Origin of the sequence: Citrobacter sp. Cs237 (assembly GCF_030332325.1) — a bacterium.
Classification (GTDB): domain Bacteria; phylum Pseudomonadota; class Gammaproteobacteria; order Enterobacterales; family Enterobacteriaceae; genus Citrobacter_A; species Citrobacter_A sedlakii.
Map to the genome: position 1 here is coordinate 755,381 of NZ_JAOWIB010000106.1, position 26,060 is coordinate 781,440.

25 protein-coding genes are annotated in these 26,060 nt (G+C 54.2%); 17 read left to right on the forward strand and 8 right to left on the reverse strand.

The window, feature by feature from the left end:
- The 13 genes from rseP to tilS all read left to right on the forward strand — a co-directional run bounded on the left by rseP (position 1) and on the right by tilS (position 17,074).
- Complete coding sequence (gene rseP / locus OGY07_RS16920; protein WP_042289862.1) at positions 1 to 1,353, forward strand: sigma E protease regulator RseP; 1,353 nt, start codon at positions 1 to 3, stop codon at positions 1,351 to 1,353.
- 31 nt (positions 1,354 to 1,384) lie between these two features.
- Complete coding sequence (gene bamA / locus OGY07_RS16925) at positions 1,385 to 3,814, forward strand: outer membrane protein assembly factor BamA (RefSeq protein WP_042289859.1); 2,430 nt, start codon at positions 1,385 to 1,387, stop codon at positions 3,812 to 3,814.
- Positions 3,815 to 3,936: 122 nt separating this feature from the next.
- A complete protein-coding gene (gene skp / locus OGY07_RS16930; protein WP_042289857.1) occupies positions 3,937 to 4,422 on the forward strand; it encodes a molecular chaperone Skp in 486 nt (161 codons plus the stop codon).
- A 3-nt stretch (positions 4,423 to 4,425) separates the two neighbouring features.
- Positions 4,426 to 5,451 carry a UDP-3-O-(3-hydroxymyristoyl)glucosamine N-acyltransferase gene (gene lpxD / locus OGY07_RS16935; protein WP_199956857.1) on the forward strand — a complete coding sequence of 342 codons (1,026 nt, stop codon included), beginning with the start codon at positions 4,426 to 4,428 and terminating at the stop codon, positions 5,449 to 5,451.
- A 103-nt stretch (positions 5,452 to 5,554) separates the two neighbouring features.
- On the forward strand, positions 5,555 to 6,010 hold the full coding sequence (fabZ, locus tag OGY07_RS16940) for a 3-hydroxyacyl-ACP dehydratase FabZ (protein ID WP_003018528.1): 456 nt from the start codon (positions 5,555 to 5,557) through the stop codon (positions 6,008 to 6,010).
- Positions 6,011 to 6,013: 3 nt separating this feature from the next.
- Positions 6,014 to 6,802 (forward strand): acyl-ACP--UDP-N-acetylglucosamine O-acyltransferase, encoded by a 789-nt coding sequence (lpxA, locus tag OGY07_RS16945; protein WP_042289853.1) that lies wholly within the window; start codon positions 6,014 to 6,016, stop codon positions 6,800 to 6,802.
- Entirely contained in the window at positions 6,802 to 7,950 is a 1,149-nt protein-coding gene (lpxB, locus tag OGY07_RS16950; protein WP_199956855.1) for a lipid-A-disaccharide synthase, read from the forward strand. Before lpxA ends, lpxB begins: the two co-directional genes overlap by 1 nt.
- Entirely contained in the window at positions 7,947 to 8,543 is a 597-nt protein-coding gene (gene rnhB, locus OGY07_RS16955; RefSeq protein WP_286601842.1) for a ribonuclease HII, read from the forward strand. The genes lpxB and rnhB overlap by 4 nt, the downstream gene beginning before the upstream one ends.
- Before the next feature lie 24 nt (positions 8,544 to 8,567).
- A complete protein-coding gene (gene dnaE / locus OGY07_RS16960) occupies positions 8,568 to 12,050 on the forward strand; it encodes a DNA polymerase III subunit alpha (RefSeq protein WP_042289844.1) in 3,483 nt (1,160 codons plus the stop codon).
- Between the two features lie 12 nt (positions 12,051 to 12,062).
- A complete protein-coding gene (gene accA, locus OGY07_RS16965; RefSeq protein WP_042289841.1) occupies positions 12,063 to 13,022 on the forward strand; it encodes an acetyl-CoA carboxylase carboxyl transferase subunit alpha in 960 nt (319 codons plus the stop codon).
- A gap of 98 nt (positions 13,023 to 13,120) precedes the next feature.
- Positions 13,121 to 15,259 (forward strand): lysine decarboxylase LdcC, encoded by a 2,139-nt coding sequence (ldcC, locus tag OGY07_RS16970; protein ID WP_286601844.1) that lies wholly within the window; start codon positions 13,121 to 13,123, stop codon positions 15,257 to 15,259.
- Positions 15,260 to 15,324: 65 nt separating this feature from the next.
- Entirely contained in the window at positions 15,325 to 15,714 is a 390-nt protein-coding gene (locus tag OGY07_RS16975) for a VOC family protein (protein ID WP_042289838.1), read from the forward strand.
- 61 nt (positions 15,715 to 15,775) lie between these two features.
- Positions 15,776 to 17,074 carry a tRNA lysidine(34) synthetase TilS gene (gene tilS, locus OGY07_RS16980; protein ID WP_286601848.1) on the forward strand — a complete coding sequence of 433 codons (1,299 nt, stop codon included), beginning with the start codon at positions 15,776 to 15,778 and terminating at the stop codon, positions 17,072 to 17,074.
- A gap of 86 nt (positions 17,075 to 17,160) precedes the next feature.
- Here tilS and rof read toward each other — a convergent pair whose 3' ends face one another.
- Both rof and OGY07_RS16990 read right to left on the reverse strand, forming a co-directional pair.
- Entirely contained in the window at positions 17,161 to 17,421 is a 261-nt protein-coding gene (rof, locus tag OGY07_RS16985) for a Rho-binding antiterminator (RefSeq protein WP_042289833.1), read from the reverse strand.
- Entirely contained in the window at positions 17,408 to 17,608 is a 201-nt protein-coding gene (locus OGY07_RS16990; protein WP_042289831.1) for a YaeP family protein, read from the reverse strand. The genes rof and OGY07_RS16990 overlap by 14 nt, the downstream gene beginning before the upstream one ends.
- A 188-nt stretch (positions 17,609 to 17,796) precedes the next feature.
- Between OGY07_RS16990 and OGY07_RS16995 the strand changes: the two genes are divergently transcribed.
- Genes OGY07_RS16995 through nlpE form a run of 3 tightly spaced genes read left to right on the forward strand, consistent with a single transcriptional unit; the run spans position 17,797 to position 19,493 of the window.
- Positions 17,797 to 18,342, forward strand: a complete 546-nt coding sequence (locus OGY07_RS16995; RefSeq protein ID WP_286601851.1) for a YaeQ family protein — start codon at positions 17,797 to 17,799, stop codon at positions 18,340 to 18,342.
- On the forward strand, positions 18,339 to 18,758 hold the full coding sequence (gene arfB / locus OGY07_RS17000) for an alternative ribosome rescue aminoacyl-tRNA hydrolase ArfB (RefSeq protein ID WP_042289827.1): 420 nt from the start codon (positions 18,339 to 18,341) through the stop codon (positions 18,756 to 18,758). Before OGY07_RS16995 ends, arfB begins: the two co-directional genes overlap by 4 nt.
- Before the next feature lie 33 nt (positions 18,759 to 18,791).
- Positions 18,792 to 19,493 (forward strand): envelope stress response activation lipoprotein NlpE, encoded by a 702-nt coding sequence (gene nlpE / locus OGY07_RS17005; RefSeq protein ID WP_248316138.1) that lies wholly within the window; start codon positions 18,792 to 18,794, stop codon positions 19,491 to 19,493.
- A 50-nt stretch (positions 19,494 to 19,543) separates the two neighbouring features.
- Here nlpE and proS read toward each other — a convergent pair whose 3' ends face one another.
- The 6 genes from proS to metN all read right to left on the reverse strand — a co-directional run bounded on the left by proS (position 19,544) and on the right by metN (position 25,132).
- Entirely contained in the window at positions 19,544 to 21,262 is a 1,719-nt protein-coding gene (gene proS, locus OGY07_RS17010) for a proline--tRNA ligase (protein ID WP_060570039.1), read from the reverse strand.
- Positions 21,263 to 21,372: 110 nt separating this feature from the next.
- A complete protein-coding gene (gene tsaA / locus OGY07_RS17015) occupies positions 21,373 to 22,080 on the reverse strand; it encodes a tRNA (N6-threonylcarbamoyladenosine(37)-N6)-methyltransferase TrmO (protein ID WP_286601855.1) in 708 nt (235 codons plus the stop codon).
- Complete coding sequence (gene rcsF / locus OGY07_RS17020; protein ID WP_042289817.1) at positions 22,077 to 22,481, reverse strand: envelope stress sensor lipoprotein RcsF; 405 nt, start codon at positions 22,479 to 22,481, stop codon at positions 22,077 to 22,079. The genes tsaA and rcsF overlap by 4 nt, the downstream gene beginning before the upstream one ends.
- A gap of 118 nt (positions 22,482 to 22,599) precedes the next feature.
- On the reverse strand, positions 22,600 to 23,415 hold the full coding sequence (metQ, locus tag OGY07_RS17025; protein ID WP_060570041.1) for a methionine ABC transporter substrate-binding lipoprotein MetQ: 816 nt from the start codon (positions 23,413 to 23,415) through the stop codon (positions 22,600 to 22,602).
- 39 nt (positions 23,416 to 23,454) lie between these two features.
- Positions 23,455 to 24,108, reverse strand: a complete 654-nt coding sequence (locus OGY07_RS17030; RefSeq protein ID WP_042289812.1) for a methionine ABC transporter permease MetI — start codon at positions 24,106 to 24,108, stop codon at positions 23,455 to 23,457.
- On the reverse strand, positions 24,101 to 25,132 hold the full coding sequence (metN, locus tag OGY07_RS17035) for a methionine ABC transporter ATP-binding protein MetN (protein ID WP_286601859.1): 1,032 nt from the start codon (positions 25,130 to 25,132) through the stop codon (positions 24,101 to 24,103). Before metN ends, OGY07_RS17030 begins: the two co-directional genes overlap by 8 nt.
- Positions 25,133 to 25,322: 190 nt before the next feature.
- On the opposite strand from metN, the gene gmhB reads away from it, so the two are divergent.
- A complete protein-coding gene (gene gmhB, locus OGY07_RS17040; RefSeq protein WP_042289808.1) occupies positions 25,323 to 25,883 on the forward strand; it encodes a D-glycero-beta-D-manno-heptose 1,7-bisphosphate 7-phosphatase in 561 nt (186 codons plus the stop codon).
- The last annotated feature ends 177 nt before the right edge of the window (positions 25,884 to 26,060 follow it).

Consider the following 26,060-nt stretch of genomic DNA (forward strand, 5'->3'; position numbering starts at 1 on the left):
ATGCTGAGTATTCTCTGGAATCTGGCTGCATTCATTGTTGCACTGGGTGTGCTTATCACCGTGCATGAATTTGGTCATTTCTGGGTTGCACGGCGTTGCGGTGTCCGTGTAGAGCGCTTTTCCATTGGCTTTGGTAAAGCGCTTTGGCGCCGTACCGACAGGTCTGGTACAGAATATGTTATCGCCCTTATCCCGCTGGGCGGTTACGTCAAAATGCTGGATGAGCGTGCTGAGCCGGTGATTCCGGAACTGCGCCACCACGCGTTCAACAACAAAACCGTAGGTCAGCGTGCGGCAATTATCGCCGCCGGCCCGGTTGCTAATTTCCTTTTTGCCATCTTCGCTTACTGGCTGGTGTTTATCATCGGCGTCCCTGGCGTTCGTCCGGTGGTTGGTGAAATAACCCCCAACTCGATTGCCGCCGACGCGCAAATTGCGCCGGGAACGGAACTTAAAGCCATTGACGGTATCGAAACCCCTGATTGGGATGCGGTGCGTTTACAGTTGGTCGCGAAAATCGGCGACGAGCAGACGACGCTCAGCGTCGCGCCTTTTGGCAGTAACCAGCGTCAGGAGAAAACGCTGGATTTGCGTCATTGGGCATTTGAGCCAGACAAGGAAGATCCTGTATCTTCTTTGGGGATTCGACCGCGCGGGCCTCAGATCGAACCGGTGCTGTCAGAAGTGCAGGCGCAGTCCGCGGCAAGTAAAGCGGGTTTGCAAGCTGGCGACAGGATCGTTAAAGTCGATGGTCAACCGTTAACGCAATGGATGAATTTCGTGACGCTTGTGCGCGATAATCCCGGTAAGCCGTTAGCGCTGGAAATTGAAAGGCAGGGGAGTGCCTTGTCTTTGACGTTAATCCCGGATACCAAATCGGGTAACGGAAAGGCGGAAGGTTTTGCCGGCGTTGTGCCGAAAATCATTCCTCTGCCGGATGAGTACAAGACAGTACGCCAGTATGGGCCGTTTAGCGCCATCGCACAGGCCACGGATAAAACGTGGCAGTTGATGAAGCTGACGGTCAGTATGCTGGGAAAATTGATAACCGGTGATGTGAAACTGAACAACCTCAGTGGGCCGATTTCTATCGCTCAGGGGGCTGGGATGTCAGCGGAGTTCGGGGTGATATATTACCTGATGTTCCTTGCGCTTATCAGCGTGAACCTCGGGATAATCAACCTGTTTCCGCTGCCCGTTCTTGACGGGGGGCATCTGCTGTTCCTGGCGATTGAAAAGCTTAAGGGCGGGCCGGTATCCGAGCGGGTTCAAGACTTTAGTTATCGCATTGGCTCGATTTTGCTGGTGCTGTTAATGGGGCTTGCACTTTTCAATGATTTCTCTCGGTTGTAAGAGAGTTAGTTAGGAAGAACGCATAATAACGATGGCGATGAAAAAGTTGCTCATAGCGTCGCTGCTGTTTAGCAGCGCCACCGTATACGGTGCTGAAGGGTTCGTAGTGAAGGACATTCATTTCGAAGGCCTGCAGCGTGTCGCCGTTGGTGCGGCCCTCCTCAGTATGCCGGTGCGCACAGGCGACACGGTTAATGATGAAGATATCAGTAATACCATTCGCGCTCTGTTTGCCACCGGCAACTTTGAGGACGTCCGCGTCCTTCGTGATGGTGATACCCTTCTGGTTCAGGTAAAAGAACGCCCGACTATTGCCAGCATCACGTTCTCCGGTAACAAATCGGTGAAAGACGATATGCTGAAGCAAAACCTCGAGGCGTCTGGCGTGCGTGTCGGCGAATCTCTGGATCGCACCACCATTGCCGATATCGAAAAAGGGCTGGAAGACTTCTACTACAGTGTCGGTAAATACAGCGCCAGCGTTAAAGCGGTGGTGACTCCGCTGCCGCGTAACCGTGTTGACCTGAAACTGGTCTTCCAGGAAGGCGTGTCCGCGAAGATCCAGCAGATCAACATCGTTGGCAACCATGCTTTCAGTACCAACGAACTGATCTCTCACTTCCAGTTGCGCGACGAAGTGCCGTGGTGGAATGTGGTCGGCGATCGCAAATACCAGAAACAGAAACTGGCGGGCGACTTAGAGACCTTGCGCAGCTACTATCTGGATCGCGGCTACGCGCGCTTCAACATTGACTCTACTCAGGTCAGCCTGACGCCGGACAAGAAAGGCATTTATATCACCGTTAACGTCACGGAAGGCGATCAGTACAAGCTTTCTGGCGTGCAGGTGAGCGGTAACCTGGCGGGTCACTCTGCTGAGATCGAAAGCCTGACCAAAATCGAGCCGGGCGAGCTGTATAACGGCACCAAAGTGACCAAAATGGAAGATGACATTAAAAAGCTTCTTGGTCGCTATGGTTACGCCTATCCACGCGTTCAGTCTCAGCCGGAAATCAACGATACGGATAAAACCGTTAACCTGCGCGTCAACGTTGATGCGGGTAACCGTTTCTACGTACGTAAGATCCGTTTTGAAGGCAATGACACCTCTAAAGATGCCGTTCTGCGTCGTGAAATGCGTCAGATGGAAGGGGCATGGCTGGGCAGCGATCTGGTCGACCAGGGTAAAGAACGTCTGAACCGTTTAGGTTACTTCGAAACCGTCGATACTGACACCCAGCGCGTTCCGGGTAGCCCGGACCAGGTGGACGTGGTCTACAAGGTGAAAGAGCGTAACACCGGTAGCTTCAACTTCGGTATCGGTTACGGTACAGAAAGCGGCGTCAGCTTCCAGGCGGGCGTACAGCAGGATAACTGGTTGGGTACCGGTTATGCGGTAGGGATCAATGGTACGAAGAACGACTACCAGACCTATACCGAACTGTCTGTGACCAACCCGTACTTCACCGTTGACGGCGTCAGTCTCGGCGGTCGCGTGTTCTATAACGATTTCCAGGCGGATGACGCCGATCTGTCCGACTATACCAACAAGAGCTACGGTACGGACGTGACGCTGGGCTTCCCGGTGAATGAATACAACACGCTGCGCGCGGGCCTCGGTTATGTGCATAACAAACTGTCCAACATGCAGCCGCAGGTCGCCATGTGGCGTTATCTGAACTCGATGGGGGAAAACCCGGATCCGACGAACGATCGCAACAGCTTCGCCGCGGATGACTTCACCTTTAACTACGGCTGGACGTATAACAAACTCGACCGTGGCTTCTTCCCGACGGAAGGTACGCGTATCAACCTGAACGGTAAAGTGACCATTCCGGGTTCTGATAACGAATACTACAAAGCGACGCTGGACACCGCGACTTATGTGCCGATCGACGACGACCATAAATGGGTTGTGCTGGGTCGTACGCGTTGGGGTTACGGTGATGGTATCGGCGGCAAAGAGATGCCGTTCTATGAAAACTTCTATGCGGGCGGCTCCAGCACCGTACGTGGTTTCCAGTCGAACACCATCGGTCCGAAAGCGGTCTATCTGCCAGCCAGCAGCCGTCATGATGGCGATGATGACTACGATAACGAATGTGCAAGCACCAACACGGCGCCGTGTGAATCCGATGACGCAGTGGGCGGTAACGCAATGGCTGTCGCCAGCCTTGAGTTCATTACCCCAACGCCGTTTATCAGCGATAAATACGCGAACTCGGTACGTACCTCCTTCTTCTGGGATATGGGTACCGTTTGGGATACAAACTGGGATTCCAGCCGTTTCTCAGGCTATCCTGATTACAGCGATCCGAGCAATATCCGTATGTCCGCTGGTATCGCATTACAATGGATGTCCCCATTGGGGCCGTTGGTATTCTCCTACGCCCAGCCGTTTAAAAAGTACGATGGAGACAAAGCAGAACAGTTCCAGTTTAACATTGGTAAAACCTGGTAACGGTTCTTCACAAGGGAATGTAATGGTAGTGTAGCGATGACTTTAGGCGATCTTGCATGGGGTCGCCTGGCCACGCAAAGAACTGCACCTTCGGGTGCAAATGGGATGGTAAGGAGTTTATTGTGAAAAAGTGGTTATTAGCGGCAGGTCTCGGTTTAGCAATGGTTACGTCTGCACAGGCTGCTGACAAAATTGCAATCGTCAACATGGGTAGCCTGTTCCAGCAGGTTGCGCAGAAGACTGGCGTTTCCAAAACGCTGGAAAACGAGTTCAAAAGCCGCGCCAGCGAACTGCAACGTATGGAAACTGACCTGCAGTCCAAAATGCAGCGTCTGCAGTCCATGAAAGCAGGTGGCGAACGTACCAAGCTGGAAAAAGACGTGATGGCGCAGCGCCAGACGTTCTCTCAGAAAGCGCAGGCTTTTGAGCAGGATCGCGCACGTCGTTCCAACGAAGAACGTGGCAAACTGGTTACCCGTATCCAGACTGCGGTGAAATCCGTTGCGAACAGCCAGAGCATCGATCTGGTCGTTGACGCGAACAGCGTTGCTTACAACAGCAGCGATGTAAAAGATATTACTGCTGACGTACTGAAACAGGTTAAATAAGTAATGCCTTCAATTCGACTGTCTGATTTAGCAGAGCAGTTGGATGCAGAATTACACGGTGATGGCGATATCGTCATCACCGGCGTTGCGTCCATGCAATCTGCGCAAACGGGTCACATTACGTTCATGGTGAATCCGAAATACCGTGAGCACCTGGCGTTATGCCAGGCGTCTGCCGTTGTCATGACGCAGGACGATCTTCCTTTTGCTAAAAGCGCCGCGCTGGTAGTGAAGAATCCCTACCTCACGTATGCGCGAATGGCGCAAATTTTAGATACCACGCCGCAGCCGGCGCAGAATATCGCACCAAGTGCGGTGGTGGATGCGACGGCGACGCTGGGTAGCAATGTTTCAATCGGCGCAAATGCGGTCATTGAATCAGGCGTAGCGCTGGGCGATAACGTGGTTATCGGCGCGGGCTGCTTCGTCGGGAAAAATACGAAAATTGGTGCCGGCTCGCGTTTATGGGCGAATGTAACGGTTTACCACGACATCCAGATAGGTGAGAATTGCCTGATCCAGTCCAGTACGGTGATTGGCGCTGACGGTTTTGGCTATGCCAACGATCGCGGCAACTGGGTGAAGATTCCGCAGCTTGGTCGCGTCATTATTGGCGATCGCGTGGAGATCGGCGCCTGTACCACCATCGACCGTGGTGCGCTGGATGATACGGTGATCGGCAACGGTGTTATCATCGATAACCAGTGTCAGATTGCGCATAACGTTGTGATTGGCGACAATACGGCGGTTGCCGGTGGCGTCATTATGGCGGGCAGCCTGAAGATTGGCCGTTACTGTATGATTGGCGGCGCCAGCGTCATTAATGGCCATATGGAAATATGCGACAAGGTGACGGTGACGGGCATGGGGATGGTGATGCGTCCCATCACGGAGCCTGGCGTCTATTCCTCAGGCATTCCGCTGCAACCTAACAAAGTATGGCGTAAGACAGCCGCACTGGTGATGAACATTGATGATATGAGCAAGCGTCTCAAAGCGATTGAGCGCAAGGTTAATCAACAAGACTAAACTCTCACCCGGTCACACATACTTTACGGCCTGTCGGCATTCATACGATTGCGGCAGGCCGTGTTATTATTGGCTTTTAGTATATTTGGACAGGAAGAGTATTTTGACTACTAACACTCATACTCTGCACATTGAAGAGATTTTAGAACTTCTGCCGCACCGTTTCCCGTTTTTGCTGGTGGATCGGGTGCTGGATTTTGAAGAAGGTCGCTTTCTCCGCGCAGTGAAGAATGTTTCCGTTAACGAGCCGTTTTTCCAGGGACATTTCCCGGGCAAGCCGATCTTTCCGGGCGTTCTGATTCTGGAAGCAATGGCACAGGCTACCGGTATTCTGGCGTTTAAAAGCGTGGGTAAACTGGAGCCGGGAGAGCTTTACTATTTCGCAGGTATTGATGAAGCGCGCTTTAAGCGTCCTGTCGTGCCTGGCGATCAGATGATCATGGAAGTGACTTTCGAGAAAACGCGCCGTGGCCTGACCCGCTTCAAAGGGGTTGCTCTGGTCGACGGTAAAGTAGTTTGCGAAGCAACGATGATGTGCGCTCGTAGCCGGGAGGCCTGATACGTGATTGATAAATCCGCCTTTATTCATCCAACCGCCATTGTGGAAGAAGGCGCTTCTCTTGGCGCTAACGTCCACATTGGACCTTTTTGTCTCGTTGGACCCCATGTTGAAATTGGTGAGGGTACCGTACTGAAGTCTCACGTTGTCGTGAATGGCCACACCAAAATTGGCCGTGATAACGAGATTTATCAGTTCGCCTCTATCGGTGAAGTGAACCAGGATCTGAAATACGCTGGTGAACCGACCCGTGTGGAAATTGGCGATCGTAACCGCATTCGCGAAAGCGTAACCATTCATCGTGGCACGGTGCAGGGCGGTGGATTAACGAAGGTGGGCAGCGATAACCTGCTGATGATCAACGCCCACGTGGCGCACGATTGCACAATAGGCGATCGCTGTATTCTGGCGAATAACGCAACCCTCGCGGGCCATGTTTCGCTGGACGATTACGTCATCATCGGCGGCATGACCGCCGTGCACCAGTTCTGTATTATCGGCGCGCACGTGATGGTGGGCGGCTGTTCTGGCGTCGCTCAGGACGTTCCGCCGTTCGTTATCGCACAGGGCAACCACGCCACGCCGTTTGGCGTGAACATTGAAGGGCTGAAGCGCCGCGGCTTTACCCGCGAAGCGATCACCGCGATCCGCAACGCATATAAAGCGCTGTATCGCAGCGGTAAAACGCTGGATGAAGCAAAACCGGAAATCGCCGAGCTGGCGAAGCAGTATCCGGAAGTGCAACCGTTCAGCGACTTTTTTGCCCGCTCAACGCGCGGTTTGATTCGTTAATGGCTGAACAGCGTCCTTTAACGATTGCCCTGGTCGCCGGAGAAACCTCCGGCGATATTCTTGGCGCAGGCTTGATCCGCGCCCTGAAGGCGCGTGTCCCCCACGCCCGTTTTGTCGGCGTAGCGGGTCCGCGTATGCAGGCTGAAGGCTGTGAAGCCTGGTACGAAATGGAAGAACTGGCGGTTATGGGGATTGTTGAGGTGCTTGGACGCCTCCGTCGCCTGCTGCACATTCGCGCCGATTTAACCCGTCGTTTTACCGGGCTTAAGCCGGATGTCTTTGTAGGGATTGATGCGCCTGACTTCAACATCACCCTGGAAGGCAACCTGAAAAAACAGGGTATCAAAACCATTCATTATGTCAGTCCGTCCGTCTGGGCGTGGCGGCAGAAACGTGTTTTCAAAATAGGCAGATCCACCAATATGGTGCTGGCTTTTCTGCCTTTCGAAAAAGCGTTTTACGATAAATATAACGTGCCGTGCCGTTTTATTGGACACACGATGGCGGATGCCATGCCGCTTGACCCGGATAAAAACGCGGCCCGTGATGTCCTGGGCATTCCGCATGACGCCCATTGCCTGGCGTTGCTGCCTGGTAGCCGTGGCGCAGAAGTGGAGATGCTCAGCGCCGACTTCCTGAAAACGGCGCAGCTTTTGCGTCAGCATTACCCCGATCTCGAAGTCGTGGTGCCGTTAGTGAATGCCAAACGGCGTGAACAGTTTGAGAAAATCAAAGCGGATGTCGCACCGGAACTGTCCGTGCATCTGCTTGACGGGATGGGACGCGAAGCGATGGTCGCCAGCGACGCCGCGCTGCTGGCGTCGGGAACCGCCGCGCTTGAGTGTATGCTGGCGAAGTGCCCGATGGTGGTAGGCTATCGCATGAAGCCGTTTACCTTCTGGCTGGCGAAGCGGCTGGTGAAAACCGACTATGTGTCGTTGCCGAATCTGCTGGCAGGGAGAGAACTCGTCAAAGAGCTGCTGCAGGAAGAGTGCGAGCCGCAGAAACTCGCGCAAGCGCTACTGCCGCTTCTGGCTAACGGTAAAACCAGCCATGCGATGCATGATACTTTCCGCGAGCTGCATCAGCAGATCCGCTGCAATGCCGACGAGCAGGCGGCTGACGCGGTTCTGGAGTTAGCACAATGATCGAATTTGTTTATCCGCACATGCATTTAGTCGCCGGTGTGGATGAAGTTGGACGGGGACCGTTGGTCGGCGCGGTGGTGACAGCCGCTGTGATTCTCGACCCGACGCGTCCGATTGTGGGTCTTAACGATTCTAAAAAATTATCTGAAAAGCGCCGTCTGGCGCTGTATGACGAAATCAAAGAAAAAGCGTTAAGCTGGAGTCTGGGCCGTGCGGAGCCGCATGAGATAGATGAGCTGAATATTCTTCATGCCACCATGCTGGCGATGCAGCGTGCGGTCGCTGGTCTGCATATTGCGCCGGAATACGTGCTCATCGACGGCAATCGCTGCCCCGCGCTGCCGGTACCGTCAATGGCGGTGGTAAAAGGCGACAGCCGTGTGGCGGAAATCAGCGCTGCGTCTATTCTGGCGAAAGTCACGCGGGATGCGGAAATGGCCGCGCTGGATAGCGTTTTCCCGCAGTACGGTTTTGCCCAGCACAAAGGGTATCCAACCGCTTTTCATCTGGAGGCGCTGGCTGCTCATGGCGCGACAGAGCACCATCGACGCAGCTTTGGCCCGGTCAAACGCGCACTGGGACTCGCGTCCTGATCTCTGGGTTAAAGGAATCTGAAGATGTCTGAACCTCGTTTCGTCCACCTACGGGTGCACAGCGACTACTCCATGATCGATGGGCTGGCCAAAACCGGACCGCTGGTGAAAAAGGCGGCCGCACTGGGCATGCCCGCGCTGGCGATCACCGATTTTACCAACCTTTGCGGTCTGGTGAAGTTCTACGGGGCGGGTCATGGCGCCGGGATTAAACCCATTGTTGGCGCCGATTTCCACGTTCAGAGCGAACAAATGGGCGAAGAACTCACCCATTTAACGGTGCTGGCGTCGAATAACACCGGTTACCAGAACCTTACGCTGCTCATTTCTAAAGCCTATCAACGCGGCTACGGCGCGGCGGGTCCGGTTATCGATCGCGACTGGTTGATCGAACTGAAAGAGGGGTTAATTCTGCTTTCCGGTGGACGCATGGGCGACGTTGGCCGCAGCCTGTTGCGGGGTAATAGCGCGCTGGTTGAAGAGTGCGTCTCGTTCTATGAAACGCATTTCCCGGATCGTTACTTCCTTGAGCTGATCCGTACCGGCAGACAGGATGAAGAAAGCTATTTGCACGCAGCCGTAGAACTGGCGGAAGCGCGCGGCTTGCCGGTCGTCGCTACCAACGACGTGCGCTTTATTAACAGCGATGATTTTGACGCGCATGAAATTCGCGTCGCCATTCACGACGGTTTTACTCTCGACGATCCTAAGCGCCCACGTAACTATTCGCCGCAGCAGTATATGCGTACGGAAGAGGAGATGTGCGAGCTGTTCTCGGACATTCCGGAAGCACTGGAAAACACCGTTGAGATCGCCAAACGCTGTAACGTGACGGTGCGTCTGGGCGAATATTTCCTGCCGCAGTTTCCGACCGGTGATATGACCACCGAAGACTATCTGGTCAAGAAATCGAAAGAAGGTCTTGAAGAGCGTCTTGAATTCCTGTTTCCGGATGCAGAAGAGCGTAAAAAACGCCGCCCGGAATATGACGAGCGTCTGGACATTGAGCTACAGGTTATTAACCAGATGGGGTTCCCCGGCTACTTTCTGATCGTGATGGAGTTTATCCAGTGGTCGAAGGATAACGGCGTGCCGGTCGGGCCAGGCCGTGGTTCCGGCGCGGGATCGCTGGTGGCCTACGCGCTGAAAATCACCGACCTCGACCCGCTGGAATTTGACCTGCTGTTCGAACGCTTCCTTAACCCGGAGCGTGTTTCGATGCCTGACTTCGACGTTGACTTCTGTATGGAGAAACGCGACCAGGTGATCGAGCACGTGGCGGATATGTATGGGCGTGATGCGGTATCGCAGATTATTACTTTCGGTACCATGGCGGCGAAAGCGGTTATCCGCGACGTGGGCCGCGTGCTGGGCCATCCGTATGGCTTCGTAGACCGTATTTCAAAGCTGGTGCCGCCAGATCCGGGCATGACGCTGGCAAAAGCGTTTGAAGCTGAGCCGCAACTGCCGGAAATCTACGAAGCCGACGAAGAGGTCAAAGCGCTGATCGACATGGCGCGTAAGCTGGAGGGCGTCACGCGTAACGCCGGTAAGCACGCCGGTGGTGTGGTTATCGCCCCGACGAAAATTACCGATTTTGCGCCGCTGTATTGCGATGAGCAGGGGCTGCACCCGGTTACGCAGTTTGATAAAAACGACGTGGAATACGCCGGGCTGGTGAAGTTTGACTTCCTCGGCCTGCGAACGCTCACGATTATCAACTGGGCGCTGGAAATGATTAACGCCCGTCGTGAGAAAAACGGCGAGCCGCCGCTGGATATTGCGGCCATCCCGCTGGATGACAAGAAAAGCTTCGACATGCTGCAACGCTCGGAAACCACGGCGGTGTTCCAGCTTGAATCCCGCGGCATGAAAGATTTGATCAAGCGTCTGCAACCTGACTGCTTTGAAGATATGATCGCGCTGGTGGCGCTGTTCCGCCCGGGCCCGCTGCAGTCGGGGATGGTGGATAACTTCATCGACCGTAAGCACGGGCGTGAAGAAATTTCTTATCCTGACGTACAGTGGCAGCACGAAAGCCTGAAGCCCGTACTGGAACCGACCTATGGCATCATCCTGTATCAGGAACAGGTCATGCAGATCGCCCAGGTGCTGTCTGGTTATACCCTAGGCGGCGCGGACATGTTACGTCGTGCGATGGGTAAGAAAAAGCCGGAAGAGATGGCCAAACAGCGATCTGTCTTTGAAGAGGGCGCAAAGAAAAACGGGATCGACGGCGAACTGGCGATGAAAATCTTTGACCTGGTGGAGAAATTCGCCGGTTACGGATTTAACAAGTCACACTCCGCCGCGTATGCGCTGGTCTCCTATCAGACGCTATGGCTGAAGGCGCACTATCCCGCCGAATTTATGGCGGCGGTTATGACCGCCGATATGGATAACACGGAAAAAGTGGTAGGTCTGGTGGACGAATGTTGGCGGATGGGGCTGAAGATCCTGCCGCCGGACATCAATTCCGGCCTGTATCACTTTCACGTTAACGACGAAGGTGAGATCGTTTACGGGATCGGCGCGATCAAAGGTGTTGGTGAAGGCCCGATTGAGGCGATCATCGAGGCGCGCAACAACGGCGGATACTTCCGCGAGCTGTTCGATCTTTGCGCCCGTACTGACACCAAAAAACTGAACCGCCGGGTACTGGAAAAGTTAATTATGTCCGGGGCGTTTGACCGCCTGGGACCCCACCGCGCCGCGTTGATGAATTCGCTCGGCGATGCGTTAAAGGCCGCCGATCAACATGCCAAAGCGGAAGCGATTGGTCAGGCCGATATGTTCGGCGTACTGGCGGAAGAGCCGGAACAAATTGAGCAGTCCTACGCCAGCTGCCAGCCGTGGCCGGAACAAGTGGTGCTGGATGGCGAGCGCGAAACGTTGGGTCTGTACCTGACGGGGCACCCCATCAACCAGTATTTAAAAGAAATTGAGCGCTATGTCGGAGGCTACAGGCTGAAAGACATGCATCCGACAGAACGTGGTAAAGTCACCACGGCTGCGGGGCTCGTCATTGCCGCAAGGGTTATGGTCACCAAGCGCGGCAATCGTATCGGCATCTGTACGCTGGATGACCGTTCCGGACGTCTTGAAGTCATGTTATTTACCGACGCTCTGGATAAATACCAGCAACTGCTGGAAAAAGACCGCATACTTATCGTCAGCGGACAGGTCAGCTTTGATGACTTCAGCGGGGGGCTTAAAATGACCGCCCGCGAAGTGATGGATATTGACGAGGCCCGGGAAAAATATGCTCGCGGGCTTGCTATCTCGCTGACGGACAGGCAAATTGATGACCAGCTTTTAAACCGACTCCGTCAGTCTCTGGAACCCCACCGCTCGGGGACAATTCCAGTACATCTCTACTATCAGAGGGCGGATGCGCGCGCGCGGTTGCGTTTTGGCGCGACGTGGCGCGTTTCTCCGAGCGATCGTTTACTCAACGATCTCCGTGGCCTCATTGGTTCGGAGCAGGTGGAACTGGAGTTTGACTAATACAGGAATACTATGAGTCTGAATTTCCTTGATTTTGAACAGCCGATTGCCGAGCTGGAAGCAAAAATCGATTCTCTGACTGCGGTGAGCCGTCAGGACGAGAAACTGGATATTAACATCGATGAAGAAGTGCATCGTCTGCGTGAAAAAAGCGTAGAACTGACGCGCAAAATCTTCGCCGATCTCGGCGCATGGCAGGTAGCCCAACTGGCGCGCCACCCGCAGCGTCCTTACACCCTGGATTATGTTCGCCTGGCGTTTGAGGAATTTGACGAACTGGCGGGCGACCGCGCTTATGCGGACGACAAAGCAATTGTCGGCGGTATCGCGCGTCTGGATGGTCGTCCGGTGATGGTCATTGGCCATCAGAAAGGCCGTGAAACCAAAGAAAAAATCCGTCGTAACTTCGGTATGCCGGCGCCAGAAGGCTACCGTAAAGCGCTGCGTCTGATGGAAATGGCCGAACGTTTTAAGATGCCGATTGTGACCTTCATTGACACCCCGGGCGCTTACCCGGGCGTCGGGGCGGAAGAGCGCGGCCAGTCTGAAGCCATCGCGCGTAACCTGCGCGAAATGTCGCGCCTCAGCGTGCCGGTCATCTGCACCGTTATCGGTGAAGGCGGCTCCGGCGGCGCGTTGGCGATCGGTGTGGGTGACAAAGTGAATATGCTGCAATACAGCACCTATTCGGTTATCTCTCCGGAAGGCTGTGCGTCCATTCTGTGGAAAAGCGCAGATAAAGCGCCGCTGGCCGCAGAAGCGATGGGGATTATCGCGCCACGCCTGAAAGAGCTGAAGCTGATCGATTCCATTATTCAGGAACCGCTGGGCGGCGCGCACCGTAACCCGGAAGCAATGGCCGCGTCGCTGAAAGCGCAACTGCTGGCTGACCTTGCGGATCTTGATGTGCTAAGCACTGACGATCTGAAAAACCGTCGCTATCAGCGTCTGATGAGCTACGGCTACGCGTAAGCGTTGACCATTCTGAAAAGGGCCACGAATTGTGGCCCTTTTTTTTACCTGCGGTTTGAACAGTCTATGATTAGCTAAGGATTTTCCAGGAGGAGCGCATGAATATCATTGCCATTATGGGACCGCACGGCGTTTTTTATAAAGATGAGCCCATTAAGGAGCTTGAGCGCGCGCTGCAATCGCAAGGGTTCCAGATTATCTGGCCACAAAACAGCGTCGACCTGCTGAAGTTTATTGAACACAATCCGCGTATTTGCGGCGTTATTTTTGACTGGGATGAATACAGTCTCGATCTGTGCAGCGACATTAATCAGTTAAACGAATATCTGCCGCTGTACGCTTTTATCAATACCCATTCCACCATGGATGTCAGCGTACATGATATGCGTATGGCGCTGTGGTTTTTTGAGTACGCGCTGGGACAGGCGGAAGATATCGCCACGCGTATCCGTCAATATACCGGTGAGTATCTCGACAATATTACGCCGCCTTTCACCAAAGCGTTATTCACCTATGTGAAAGAGGGGAAATACACCTTCTGTACGCCGGGACACATGGCGGGAACCGCCTATCAAAAGAGTCCGGTAGGCTGTCTGTTCTATGATTTTTTCGGCGGCAATACGCTGAAGGCGGATGTCTCGATTTCTGTCACTGAACTCGGTTCGCTGCTCGATCATAGCGGCCCGCATCTGGAAGCCGAGGAGTATATTGCCCGCACCTTCGGCGCTGAACAGAGCTACATGGTGACCAACGGGACATCGACATCGAATAAAATCGTTGGCATGTACGCCGCGCCGACGGGAAGCACGCTGCTGATTGACCGCAACTGCCATAAGTCGCTGGCGCATTTGTTGATGATGAGCGACGTTGTCCCTTTATGGCTGAAACCGACGCGGAATGCGCTCGGCATCCTGGGCGGCATCCCCCGACGCGAGTTCACGCGCGCGAGTATTGAACGTAAAGTCACCGAAACGCCGCAGGCGCAGTGGCCGGTACACGCCGTCATTACCAACTCAACTTATGACGGCTTGCTCTACAACACCAACTGGATCAAGCAGACGCTGGATGTGCCGTCGATCCACTTTGATTCCGCCTGGGTGCCATATACGCATTTTCATCCCATCTACCAGGGTAAAAGCGGCATGAGCGGCGATCGGGTGCCCGGCAAAGTGATTTTCGAAACGCAATCGACGCACAAGATGCTGGCCGCGCTATCCCAGGCTTCTCTGATTCATATTAAAGGTGAGTACGACGAAGAGACCTTTAATGAAGCGTTTATGATGCACACTTCCACTTCGCCGAGCTATCCCATTGTCGCCTCCATTGAAACGGCAGCGGCGATGCTGCGCGGTAACCCGGGCAAGCGGTTAATTAACCGCTCGGTGGAGCGGGCGCTGCATTTTCGCAAAGAGATTCAGCGGCTTCGAGAGGAGTCCGAGGGCTGGTTCTTTGATATCTGGCAGCCGGAGGAGGTCGATGAAGCCGAATGCTGGCCTGTCGCGCCAGGCGCGGACTGGCACGGTTTCACCGACGCCGACGACGATCATATGTTTCTCGATCCGGTGAAAGTCACGATCCTGACGCCGGGGATGGATGAGCAAGGGAACATGAGCGATGAGGGCATCCCCGCCGCGCTGGTGGCGAAATTTCTTGATGAACGCGGCGTGGTCGTTGAGAAAACCGGCCCCTACAATTTACTGTTTTTGTTCAGTATCGGTATTGATAAAACCCGGGCAATGGGACTGTTGCGCGGTTTGACCGAATTTAAGCGGGCCTATGATCTTAACCTGCGAGTGAAGAACATGTTGCCGGATCTGTACGCTGAAGATCCTGATTTTTATCGCAATATGCGCATTCAGGATCTGGCGCAGGGGATCCATAAACTGATTCGCCAACACGATCTTTCCGGGCTCATGCTGCGGGCGTTCGACACGCTGCCGGATATGATTATGACGCCGCATCAGGCGTGGCAGCGGCAGATCAAAGGCGAGGTGCAGACGGTAACGCTGGATCAACTGGTTGGGCGAGTGTCAGCTAATATGATCCTGCCGTATCCGCCGGGCGTGCCGCTGCTGATGCCGGGGGAGATGATCACCGAGCAGAGCCGCGCGGTGCTCGACTTTCTCCTGATGCTCTGCTCGATAGGGCACCACTATCCTGGCTTTGAAACGGATATTCACGGCGCAAAACAGGATGATGATGGCGTGTACCACGTACGAGTCTTAAAAAGCGCGTAACGGCTTGCTTTCGCGGACCCCGGGCGGGTAACGTGCAGATAACATAACATGGAGACACTGACACTATGCTGGGATTAAAACAGGTTCATCATATTGCAATTATCGCCACCGACTATGCGGTAAGTAAGGCGTTCTACTGCGATGTGCTGGGCTTTACCCTGATGAGTGAAGCTTACAGAGAGGAGCGTGATTCCTGGAAAGGCGATCTCGCGCTGAACGGGCAATATGTCATTGAGCTGTTTTCGTTCCCCTTTCCGCCGCAGCGCCCAAGCCGACCGGAGGCCTGCGGTTTGCGCCATCTGGCTTTCAGCGTTGATGACGTGGAGAAGGCTATCGCGCACCTTGCGGCGAAAAACGTCAAATGCGAAGCTGTACGCGTTGATCCGTTTACCGGCAAACGTTTCACCTTTTTTAACGATCCGGATGGCCTGCCGCTCGAACTGTATGAACAGTGAGACTTGCGATCGCGAGGATTGCCCGGTAACGTGCCGGGCAACGTCACTGTAAATAATCGCCATGACTACACTCACCCTGAAGACTTCACTGTTTAGCGCTCAGCAAATTCTCGTCGCATACAGCGGCGGGCTGGACTCTACCGTTCTTCTGCATCAACTCGTGCAATGGCGGGCCCAGCAGCCAGGTATCACGCTACGGGCGATTCATATTCATCACGGGCTGAGCACTCATGCCGATGCGTGGGTGGCGCACTGTGAGGCGGTATGCGCGCAGTGGCAGGTGCCGCTGGTGGTTGAGCGCGTACAGCTGGCGCATGAAGGGCTGGGCACGGAAGCGCATGCCAGACAGGCGCGCTATAAAGCATTCGCACAGGCGCTGTTGCCAGGGGAAGTGCTGGCGACCGCCCAGCATCTTGACGATCAATGTGAAACATTTCTGCTGGCGCTCAAGCGCGGTAGTGGGCCGGCGGGACTTTCCGCAATGGCCGAGGTGTCCACGTTTGCGGGTACCCACCTTATTCGTCCCTTGCTGCAGCAAAGCCGTCGCGACCTGGAAAAGTGGGCAACGGATCATCAGCTTCGCTGGATTGAAGATGAAAGCAATCAGGATGATGCCTTCGATCGTAACTTCCTGCGTCTGCGTGTGCTGCCGCTTCTGCAACAGCGCTGGCCGCATTTTGCTGAAGCGACGGCGCGCAGCGCGGCGCTGTGCGCCAGCCAGGAAAGCCTGCTGGATGAACTGCTGGCGGAAGAGCTGTCAGGCTGCATGACCCCGCACGGTACGCTTCAGCTTGCGCCGCTGCTGTCGATGAGCCAGTCTCGCCGCGCCGCAGTGATCCGCCGCTGGCTGGCGACGAAGGATGCGCCGATGCCCTCGCGTGACGGCCTTGAGCGCATCTGGCAGGAAGTGGCGTTGGCGCGTGAAGACGCTGCGCCCTGTTTGCGTTTTGGCGCGTATGAGGTTCGCCGCTACCAGGCGCAGCTGTGGTGGATAAAATCGGTTGGCGGTCAGAGTGAAACGACGCTGGCATGGCGAGACAGGCGCAAGCCGCTCATGCTGCCCGCCGGGCTGGGCGAAGTCGCGCTGGCGCCCGGCGGTGAACTGAGAACACCGCGAACGGATGAACCGGTTTCCATTCGCTTTAAAGCGCCGGGCCTGCTGCATATCGTCGGACGGAACGGTGGACGTAAGCTGAAGAAGGTTTGGCAGGAACTCGGTGTTCCACCCTGGCGACGTGATACTACGCCTTTGCTGTTTTACGGCGATATGCTCATTGCTGCCGCTGGCGTTTTTGTCACTGATGAAGGGATGGCGGTGGAGGAAGAGGGACTACAGCTGTTATGGCGGGAAGCAGACTAAAATGCCGAATGGCGCTACGCTTATTCCTCCTACAGTAACCGCACATTGTAGGCCGGGTAAGCGTAGCGCCATCCGGCGACCACTATTCAGGATTCGCTGACCACCACGGTACCGATTTCCGGGTGACTGAAGCTGGCGATTTTGTCGAGACGCAGTTCGCGCGTTTCACCTGCAACGTCGGTAATCAGGTATTCCACATTTTTACGCGACACCAGATCGCTGGCTTTTGCCTGCAGAACTTCGCCATCTTTCAGTTCCAGCGTCAGCAACAGATGATGCTGGCAGGCGAGCTCAAGGTTGTCGTAGTCATCGCAGTTGATGGGTTGATATGTTTCATTCATTGACATAATCGCTCACCAGTAAGTTCGCAGCAGCATACGCCGCCTTTTCCCTGACCGACTCTGAAAGGTCGCTGTCTGCGGCCATTTCGTTAAGCACCTTTAAAACGCACCCCAGCGCATCCGGGACATACCCTAAGTCTCCGCTGGCTATTTCCGCATACCGCCTGCGTATTAACTCACAATATTTTTCCACATGCCCTCCTGTCAGTATTCTGACTTCACCGTGGATGCAAGTCTAAGCCTACGAAGATAAACTCTGTTTAGCAAGGTGACTATACCACAGCCATTCCGCCGAAATCAGCAGCTTGATAGCCGAACCATTAACAGCCTTTTGTCGTCGTTTTCGTTACAATGTTTGCCTGATTCGAAAGGAGTTTTTTCATGGCGCTTAAAGCGACAATATACAAAGCCGTGGTAAATGTGGCGGACCTGGACCGCAACCAGTTTCTGGACGCGCCGTTGACGCTGGCCCGTCATCCTTCAGAAACCCAGGAGCGCATGATGCTGCGCCTGCTGGCGTGGATCAAATATGCGGATGAGCGCTTGCAGTTTACGCGAGGTTTGAGCGCAGAAGACGAGCCGGAAGCCTGGCTGCGTAACGACCATTTGGGGATCGATCTGTGGATTGAACTGGGGTTACCGGAAGAGCGGCGGATCAAGAAAGCCTGCACCCAGGCGAAAAACGTTGCGCTGTTTGCTTACAACAGCCGAGCGGCGCAGATCTGGTGGCAGCAGAACCAGAATAAGTGCGCACAGTTTCCGAATCTGGCAGTCTGGTATCTTAATGATGAGCAACTGGCGAAGTTAAGCGCCTTCGCGGAACGGACGATGACGTTGCAAGCCACCATTCAGGACGGAGCCATCTGGCTTTCGGATGCTCAGAATAATCTGGAAATTCATCTGGCTGCCTGGCAACAACCGGCATGATTGTTATTTCGCGAAACGTCTCTATCGCCGATGATGAGCTGGAAATTACGGCAATTCGCGCGCAGGGCGCAGGCGGACAGCATGTGAATAAAGCCTCAACGGCGATCCATTTGCGTTTTGACATCCGGGCCTCTGGCCTGCCAGAGTATTACAAAGAACGTTTACTTGCTGCCAGTCATCACCTGATTAGCCCTGATGGCGTCATTATCATTAAGGCGCAGGAATACCGAAGCCAGACGCTAAACCGTGAAGCGGCGCTGGCCCGACTGGTGGCAGTGATCAAAGAACTCACCGCGGAACAAAAAAGCCGACGGGCAACCCGGCCAACGCGCGCCTCGAAAGAACGAAGATTGTCTTCGAAAGCGCAAAAATCCACAGTGAAAGCCCTCCGCGGTAAAGTCCGTCGCGTGGATTGACGGGCAGGAATAAAAATGCAGAAGGAATTCGGGGTGAAAAAGACACTCATTTCGGCGATAGCAGCGCTTTCGCTTTTTTCATTGTTAGGTTGTAACAACCGTTCAGAAGTCGATGTCCTGCAACCGACGCAGGCTGCGGAACTTAAACCGATGCAGCAAAGCTGGCGGGGCATTTTACCGTGCGCAGATTGTGAAGGAATTGAAACCTCGTTGTTTCTTGAAAAAGATGGCACCTGGGTGATGAATGAACGCTACCAGGGCGTCCGTGACGAACCATCTTCCTTTGCTTCCTATGGTACCTGGGCGCGGACCGCCGATAAGCTGGTGCTCACCGACAGTAAGGGCGAGAAAGCGTATTATCGCGCTAAAGGCGATGCGCTTGAGATGCTCGACCGTGAAGGCAACCCGGTTGAGTCGCAGTTTAACTATACGCTTGAACCCGTGAAGGCCACTTTACCGGTAACCCCAATGCCGATGCGCGGTATGTATTTCTATATGGCAGATGCAGCGACCTTTACCGATTGTGCAACCGGTAAGCGTGTTTCTGTGGCGAATAACGCCGAGCTTGAGCGCGGTTATCTTGCTGCCAGGGGGAACAGCGAAAAACCCGTCCTGTTGTCGGTGGAAGGGCACTTCACGCTTGAAGCCAACCCGGACACGGGAGCGCCAGTGAAGACCCTGAACGCGGATAAAGCGATTACGTTTATGCCGGGTAAAAGCTGTGCTCAGCAATAGTGCATGAGTATGAAAAAGAAAAACCCCGCGGCTGCGGGGTTTTTTGTGCATCAGCCTTTGATCTGTTTAACCAGATAGCTAACGATGTCACCGGTTTTAATCAATTGCTTCTCGCCATTACGACGATATTTGTATTCGATGTCGTCATTGTCGAGGTTACGGTCGCCCAGCACGATAGTGTGAGGAATACCGATCAGCTCCATATCCGCGAACATCACGCCTGGACGTTCTTTACGGTCGTCCATCAGCACTTCAATGCCCTGGGCTCGCAGTTCGGCATACAGTTTTTCCGCCAGTTCCTGCACACGGTAAGATTTATGCATATTCATAGGCAGAATAGCGACCTGGAACGGTGCGATAGCGTCGGGCCACACGATGCCGCGCTCGTCGTAGTTTTGCTCAATCGCGGCTGCAACCACACGTGTTACGCCGATTCCGTAGCAGCCCATGGTCAGGATCTGGTTACGGCCATCTTCACCCTGAACGGCGGCTTTCAGCGCCTCGGAGTATTTGGTACCCAACTGGAAAATATGACCCACTTCGATGCCGCGCTTGATAAGCAGCGTACCCTGACCATCCGGGCTCGGATCGCCTGCGACCACGTTACGGAGGTCTGCCACTTCCGGCGTTGCCACGTCGCGATCCCAGTTGATGCCGAAGTAGTGCTTGCCGTCAACGTTAGCGCCTGCCGCGAAATCGCTCATCGCCGCAACGGTACGGTCGATGACAACCGGGATCGGCATGTTGACCGGACCAAGTGAACCCGGGCCTGCGTTGACGATGGCGCGGATTTCCGCTTCGGTTGCGAAGGTCAGCGGGCTGGCGACCTGCGGCAGTTTTTCCGCTTTAACTTCATTCAGTTCGTGATCGCCGCGAACCAGCAGCGCGACCAGCGGATAGCTGCTGCCTTCAACCGCTTTCACCAACAGCGTTTTCACGGTTTTCTCAATCGGCAGAGCAAACTGTTCAACTAACTCCGCGATAGTTTTCGCGTTTGGCGTATCAACCAGCGTCATCTCCTGCGTCGCGGCAGCGCGCGGGGCTTTTGGCGCGACGGCTTCGGCCAGCTCGATGTTGGCGGCGTAATCGGAGGTGTCAGAAAAGATAATGTCATCTTCGCCACTCTGCGCCAGCACCTGGAATTCGTGAGACGCGCTACCGCCAATCGAACCCGTGTCAGCCTGCACTGCGCGGAATTCCAGACCGATACGGGTGAAGATTTTGCTGTAGGCGGCGTACATCGCGTCGTAGGTTTCCTGCAAGGATTCCTGCGAGGTGTGGAAAGAATAGGCATCTTTCATCAGGAACTCGCGGGAGCGCATGACGCCGAAACGCGGACGCACTTCGTCACGGAACTTCGTCTGGATCTGGAAGAAGTTCAGCGGCAACTGCTTATATGAGCTGAGTTCGTTACGCACCAGATCGGTGATGACTTCTTCGTGGGTTGGGCCGAGTACGAACGGACGCTCGCCACGGTCAACAAAACGCAGCAGTTCCGGACCGTACTGTTCCCAACGGCCACTCTCTTGCCACAGGTCAGCTGGCTGAACCACTGGCATAGACACCTCGATCGCGCCGGCGTTGTTCATTTCTTCACGCACGATGTTTTCGACTTTTTTCAGAACGCGCAGGCCAGTCGGCAGCCAGGTATATAACCCGGAGGCGAGCTTGCGGATCATCCCGGCGCGCAGCATCAGCTGATGGCTGATAACCTCGGCGTCGGCAGGTGTCTCCTTCAGAGTGGAGAGCAGATATTGGCTAGTACGCATGTTGTTACGGTTCCAGTTGGACGATCGAACAGGCTCAACGTGAGCCTGACACAAAAAAAGTGATTTAGTTTACCAGCGAGAAAGGGATGTCAAAAGAGAAGGGCATGAAATTAGCGGGGTTCGAGCGCAAAGACTTCAAATCCCGTTTCCGTTACGCGCCAGCGCACGTTGAAATCATGCAACCAGACCGCGTACGTTTTCCCTGTTTCTTCACCTTTACGATAAGCGGGACGCGGATCCTGCGCCAGCACATCGCGAATAAATGTTTTAAGCTGCGGGTAGCGTTTTTCCAGCGTCGGGAATTGCCGCTCAAGTTCATCACTAAAGCTTACCTGCATTTCGGCCACTGGCGCATGTTGCGCATAGCTGGCCCGGGCATCTGTAAGCGATTCGGCGAACGGCAAATAAGGCTTAATGTCGATAACCGGCGTTCCATCAACCAGATCCAGACTGCCGAGCTTCAGAATGACGCGTTCTTTGTGGTAGGAAATGTCCTTTAGCTCAACCAGCGACATGCCGACAGGGTTTGGGCGAAACGTCGAGCGGGTGGCAAAGACCCCCATGCGCGCATTGCCGCCAAGGCGAGGCGGACGTACGGTCGGACGCCATCCGCCTTCCATTGTCTGATGAAACACAAAGAGCACCCACAGATGGCTGAACGCTTCCAGACCACGGACGGCATCGGCCTGATTAAAGGGCGGCAGCAGGTGCAGTTCGCCATGCGCGCTCTTTACCAGACCCGGCTGGCGAGGGACGGCGAACTTTTCTTTGTAAGGTGAGCGAATGACACCGATTTGCTCAAACTGAAAATGACTCATTTAGCCGAAATGTTAAGCGCAGAACCAATGCAGACAGCCTGACGGTAGCAGCCCGGCGTACCGCTGGTCACTTCACAGCTGTGCAGCAGGACGGCATTCGCTTTCATTTTTGACGCGTTAATCTGCATACGCTTACGCGCCGTAGGGATGCTCGGTGGAGAATCCTGATTCGTTGCCTGGCATGAGTCGCCGCTGACTTCACCCAGGTCGCGGAACGGCTTGCCGACCAGCGCTTCAGCACTGGTATAAATTCTGACAGGAGCTGCGCGCGGCGCTTTAGGTTTTTCCGGCTCCGCTTTAGGTGGGGTTGGAGTGCTTTGAACAGGTTCAACGGGGGATCTGCTTAGCATGGAACAGCCGCTCAGCATGAGTGCCAATAAACAGATCGGTAAAGCACGCATAATATTTCCTCAATGAATGATCTAACTGTCAGATATTGAATCAGGAGCTTGCATAAATGACAAGACGGGCAAGTGCCCGTCCTGAATGATATTACAGTTTGAGAAAAGAGCCTAAAAATTACCAGCCTTTCACCGCGCCGCCGTTAAAGACTTTATTGGCAGCTTCGTAGACTTCGTCAGACTGATAGGCCTGCACGAATTTCTTCACGTTTTCCGCATCTTTGTTATCTTCACGGGTGACGATCAGGTTGACGTACGGGGAATCTTTGTCTTCCACAAAGATACCGTCTTTCGCCGGGGTCAGGTTGATCTGGCTGGCATAGGTGGTGTTGATCACCGCCAGGGCGATCTGCGCATCATCAAGAGAACGGGGCAGTTGCGGGGCTTCCAGTTCGACAATTTTCAGATTTTTCGGGTTTCCGACAATGTCCAGTGAGGTTGGCAGGAGGCCCACGCCGTCTTTCAGTTGGATCAAACCCACTTTTTGCAGTAGCAGCAGCGAACGACCGAGGTTGGTCGGATCGTTTGGTACGGCGACCTGAGCGCCATCCTGCAGTTCATCCAGCGATTTGATTTTTTTGGAGTAGCCCGCAATCGGGTAGACAAAAGTATTGCCCGCAGGCGTCAGTTTGTAGCCGCGATCTTTGATCTGCTGATCCAGATACGGTTTGTGCTGGAAGGCGTTGGCATCAATGTCGCCTTTGCTCAGCGCTTCGTTAGGCAGCACGTAGTCATTGAACGTCACCAGTTCTACGTCCAGCCCGTATTTTTCTTTTGCGACTTTCTGCGCAACTTCGGCAACCTGCTGTTCAGCACCGACGATAACGCCCACTTTGATGTGGTTGGGATCTTTCTCATCCTGTCCGCAACCCACAAGAGCCAGAGAACCAATCAGGGCTCCTACTGCCGCAAAGGTCTTGAATTTGAACGCCATGCTTATTTCCTTAATGAGTTATTTGTGTTGTGGTTAACGTTACTTGTGCGTTACAGACCGAACGATGCGATCGCCTGCGAACTGAATTAAATAAACCAGAACGACGAGTAATACCAGCACCGTGTTCATCACGGTCGCGTTGTAGCCGATATAGCCATACTGGTAACCGATCTGGCCCAGACCGCCAGCGCCCACAGCGCCTCCCATGGCTGAATAGCCGACAAGGGTAATCAGCGTGATAGTCGCCGCGTTCACCAGACCCGGCAGCGCTTCGGGCAGCAGAACTTTACGCACGATTTGCAGCGGCGTCGCACCCATCGCGCGTGACGCTTCAATCAATCCTGTTGGGATTTCCAGCAGCGCGTTTTCCACCATGCGGGCGATAAACGGCGCGGCGCCAACGGTAAGCGGCACAATCGCGGCCTGCAGTCCGATTGAGGTTCCGACAATGACGCGAGTAAACGGAATCATCCAGACCAGAAGAATAATAAACGGAATTGACCGGAAGATATTCACCACCGCGGAAAGAATGCGGTAGAGCTTCGCGTTTTCGATAATTTGCCCGGGACGCGTGACGTAGAGCAACACGCCAACCGGTAAACCGATAACGAAACCAAAGAATCCGGATACAAAGGTCATCGCCAGCGTTTCCCAGACGCCACGAACCAGCAACCACATCATCGGTTCAGACATAACCCAGTACCTCTACTTTTACATGGTGTTCTTGCAGCCAGGCAATGGCGGCTTGTGTTTCTTCTTGAGCGCCGTGCATTTCCGTCAGCATAATGCCGAACTTCACGCCGCCGGCGTAATCCATCTGCGCGCTAATAATGTTGTTATTGACGTTAAAGCGACGCGCTGTTTCGGAAAGCAGCGGCGCATCAACCGACTGACCGGTGAACTCCATGCGCAGCATCGGTACGCTATCGGCTTCGGGGGTTGGTTTCAGACGCTCCAGATAATCTTCCGGAATGTCGAGATGCAGCGTGGACTGGATAAATTTTTGCGCCAGCGGGGTCTTCGGGTGGGAAAACACTTCACTGACCGTATCCTGTTCTATCAGTTCGCCGTTGCTGATCACGGCCACGCAGTCACAGATACGCTTAACCACATCCATCTCGTGTGTGATCAGCAGAATGGTCAGACCGAGACGACGATTAATGTCCTTCAGTAATTCGAGGATCGAACGTGTGGTTGCCGGGTCCAGTGCGCTGGTGGCTTCGTCGCACAGCAGCACTTTGGGCTGGCTTGCCAGCGCACGGGCAATCGCCACACGCTGTTTTTGACCACCGGAAAGATTGGCCGGGTAACTGTCGTGCTTATCGCCCAGACCCACCAGATCCAGCAATTCGGTCACGCGACGTGTGATCTCCTCTTTCGGCGTGTTGTCCAGCTCCAGCGGCAGCGCCACGTTGCCGAAAACCGTACGGGAGGCCAGCAGATTAAAGTGCTGGAAAATCATGCCGATCTGGCGACGCGCTTTGGTCAGCTCAGATTCAGAAAGCGTGGTCAGCTCCTGCCCGCCTACCAACACGCTCCCCTCTGTCGGGCGCTCCAGCAGGTTGACACAGCGGATTAGCGTACTTTTACCGGCGCCTGATGCGCCAATCACACCGTAAATTTGTCCGGCAGGGACATGCAGGCTGACATTGTTCAACGCCTGAATGGTGCGGGTCCCTTGTTGGAACACTTTGGTGATATTCGAAAGTTTAATCATTGATTATTTATTATCGTAATGAAGTTAGCCGTAGCATTTTTGTCTGTCTGAAGCGGTGAATCGCCGTCAACAAAATGGATGTTAAGGCATCCAGACGTCTAAATCAATCAGGCTTTCTACGATGAGCACTTTCTTGCCTGCCGAAAAATGCGATACTAGCGCCACATGCCTTATTCAGGAGCTATAAAAGGTGGCAAAGTCTGTACCCGCAATTTTTCTCGACCGCGACGGCACTATCAATGTGGACCACGGCTACGTACATGAGATCGACGAATTCGAATTCATCGACGGTGTCATTGACGCCATGCGTGAACTTAAAAAAATGGGCTATGCGCTGGTGGTTGTCACCAACCAGTCCGGCATTGCGCGCGGCAAATTTACTGAAGCGCAGTTTGAAACCTTAACAGAATGGATGGACTGGTCGCTGGCAGACCGCGATGTTGATCTCGACGGTATCTATTATTGTCCCCATCACCCACAGGGAAGCGTAGAGGAGTTTCGTCAGGTTTGCGATTGTCGTAAACCGCATCCAGGCATGCTGATCTCTGCTCGCGATTTTCTGCATATTGATATGGCGGCGTCTTATATGGTGGGCGATAAATTAGAAGACATGCAGGCCGCGCTGGCAGCAGGGGTCGGAACCAAAGTGTTGGTACGTACCGGTAAGCCTGTGACGCCAGAAGCAGAAAATGCCGCGGATTGGGTGATTAATAGTCTGGCAGACCTGCCTTTAGCGATAAAACAGCAGTAAAAGTAAGCGTTGTGCTCAAAAGGTGAGCGGTTGAAATAAATCTGCATTTTTCCGCTTGTCTTCCTGAGACGACTCCCTATAATGCGCCTCCATCGATACGGCGGATGTGAATCACTTCACACAAACAGCCGGTCCGGTTGAAGAGAAAAATCCTGAAATTCAGGGTTGACTCTGAAA

Excerpts from the sequence above, each read along its gene's own strand:
- lpxD (WP_199956857.1), top strand. The coding sequence starts at position 4,426 with ATGCCTTCAATTCGACTGTCTGATTTAGCAGAGCAGTTGGATGCAGAA.
- ldcC (WP_286601844.1), top strand. The coding sequence starts at position 13,121 with ATGAATATCATTGCCATTATGGGACCGCACGGCGTTTTTTATAAAGAT.
- arfB (WP_042289827.1), top strand. The coding sequence starts at position 18,339 with ATGATTGTTATTTCGCGAAACGTCTCTATCGCCGATGATGAGCTGGAA.
- rcsF (WP_042289817.1), bottom strand. The coding sequence starts at position 22,481 with ATGCGTGCTTTACCGATCTGTTTATTGGCACTCATGCTGAGCGGCTGT.
- metQ (WP_060570041.1), bottom strand. The coding sequence starts at position 23,415 with ATGGCGTTCAAATTCAAGACCTTTGCGGCAGTAGGAGCCCTGATTGGT.
- accA (WP_042289841.1), top strand. The coding sequence starts at position 12,063 with ATGAGTCTGAATTTCCTTGATTTTGAACAGCCGATTGCCGAGCTGGAA.
- rseP (WP_042289862.1), top strand. The coding sequence starts at position 1 with ATGCTGAGTATTCTCTGGAATCTGGCTGCATTCATTGTTGCACTGGGT.
- tilS (WP_286601848.1), top strand. The coding sequence starts at position 15,776 with ATGACTACACTCACCCTGAAGACTTCACTGTTTAGCGCTCAGCAAATT.
- tsaA (WP_286601855.1), bottom strand. The coding sequence starts at position 22,080 with ATGAGTCATTTTCAGTTTGAGCAAATCGGTGTCATTCGCTCACCTTAC.
- rnhB (WP_286601842.1), top strand. The coding sequence starts at position 7,947 with ATGATCGAATTTGTTTATCCGCACATGCATTTAGTCGCCGGTGTGGAT.
- lpxB (WP_199956855.1), top strand. The coding sequence starts at position 6,802 with ATGGCTGAACAGCGTCCTTTAACGATTGCCCTGGTCGCCGGAGAAACC.
- metN (WP_286601859.1), bottom strand. The coding sequence starts at position 25,132 with ATGATTAAACTTTCGAATATCACCAAAGTGTTCCAACAAGGGACCCGC.
- dnaE (WP_042289844.1), top strand. The coding sequence starts at position 8,568 with ATGTCTGAACCTCGTTTCGTCCACCTACGGGTGCACAGCGACTACTCC.
- OGY07_RS16995 (WP_286601851.1), top strand. The coding sequence starts at position 17,797 with ATGGCGCTTAAAGCGACAATATACAAAGCCGTGGTAAATGTGGCGGAC.
- OGY07_RS16975 (WP_042289838.1), top strand. The coding sequence starts at position 15,325 with ATGCTGGGATTAAAACAGGTTCATCATATTGCAATTATCGCCACCGAC.
- rof (WP_042289833.1), bottom strand. The coding sequence starts at position 17,421 with ATGTCAATGAATGAAACATATCAACCCATCAACTGCGATGACTACGAC.
- OGY07_RS17030 (WP_042289812.1), bottom strand. The coding sequence starts at position 24,108 with ATGTCTGAACCGATGATGTGGTTGCTGGTTCGTGGCGTCTGGGAAACG.
- proS (WP_060570039.1), bottom strand. The coding sequence starts at position 21,262 with ATGCGTACTAGCCAATATCTGCTCTCCACTCTGAAGGAGACACCTGCC.
- bamA (WP_042289859.1), top strand. The coding sequence starts at position 1,385 with ATGGCGATGAAAAAGTTGCTCATAGCGTCGCTGCTGTTTAGCAGCGCC.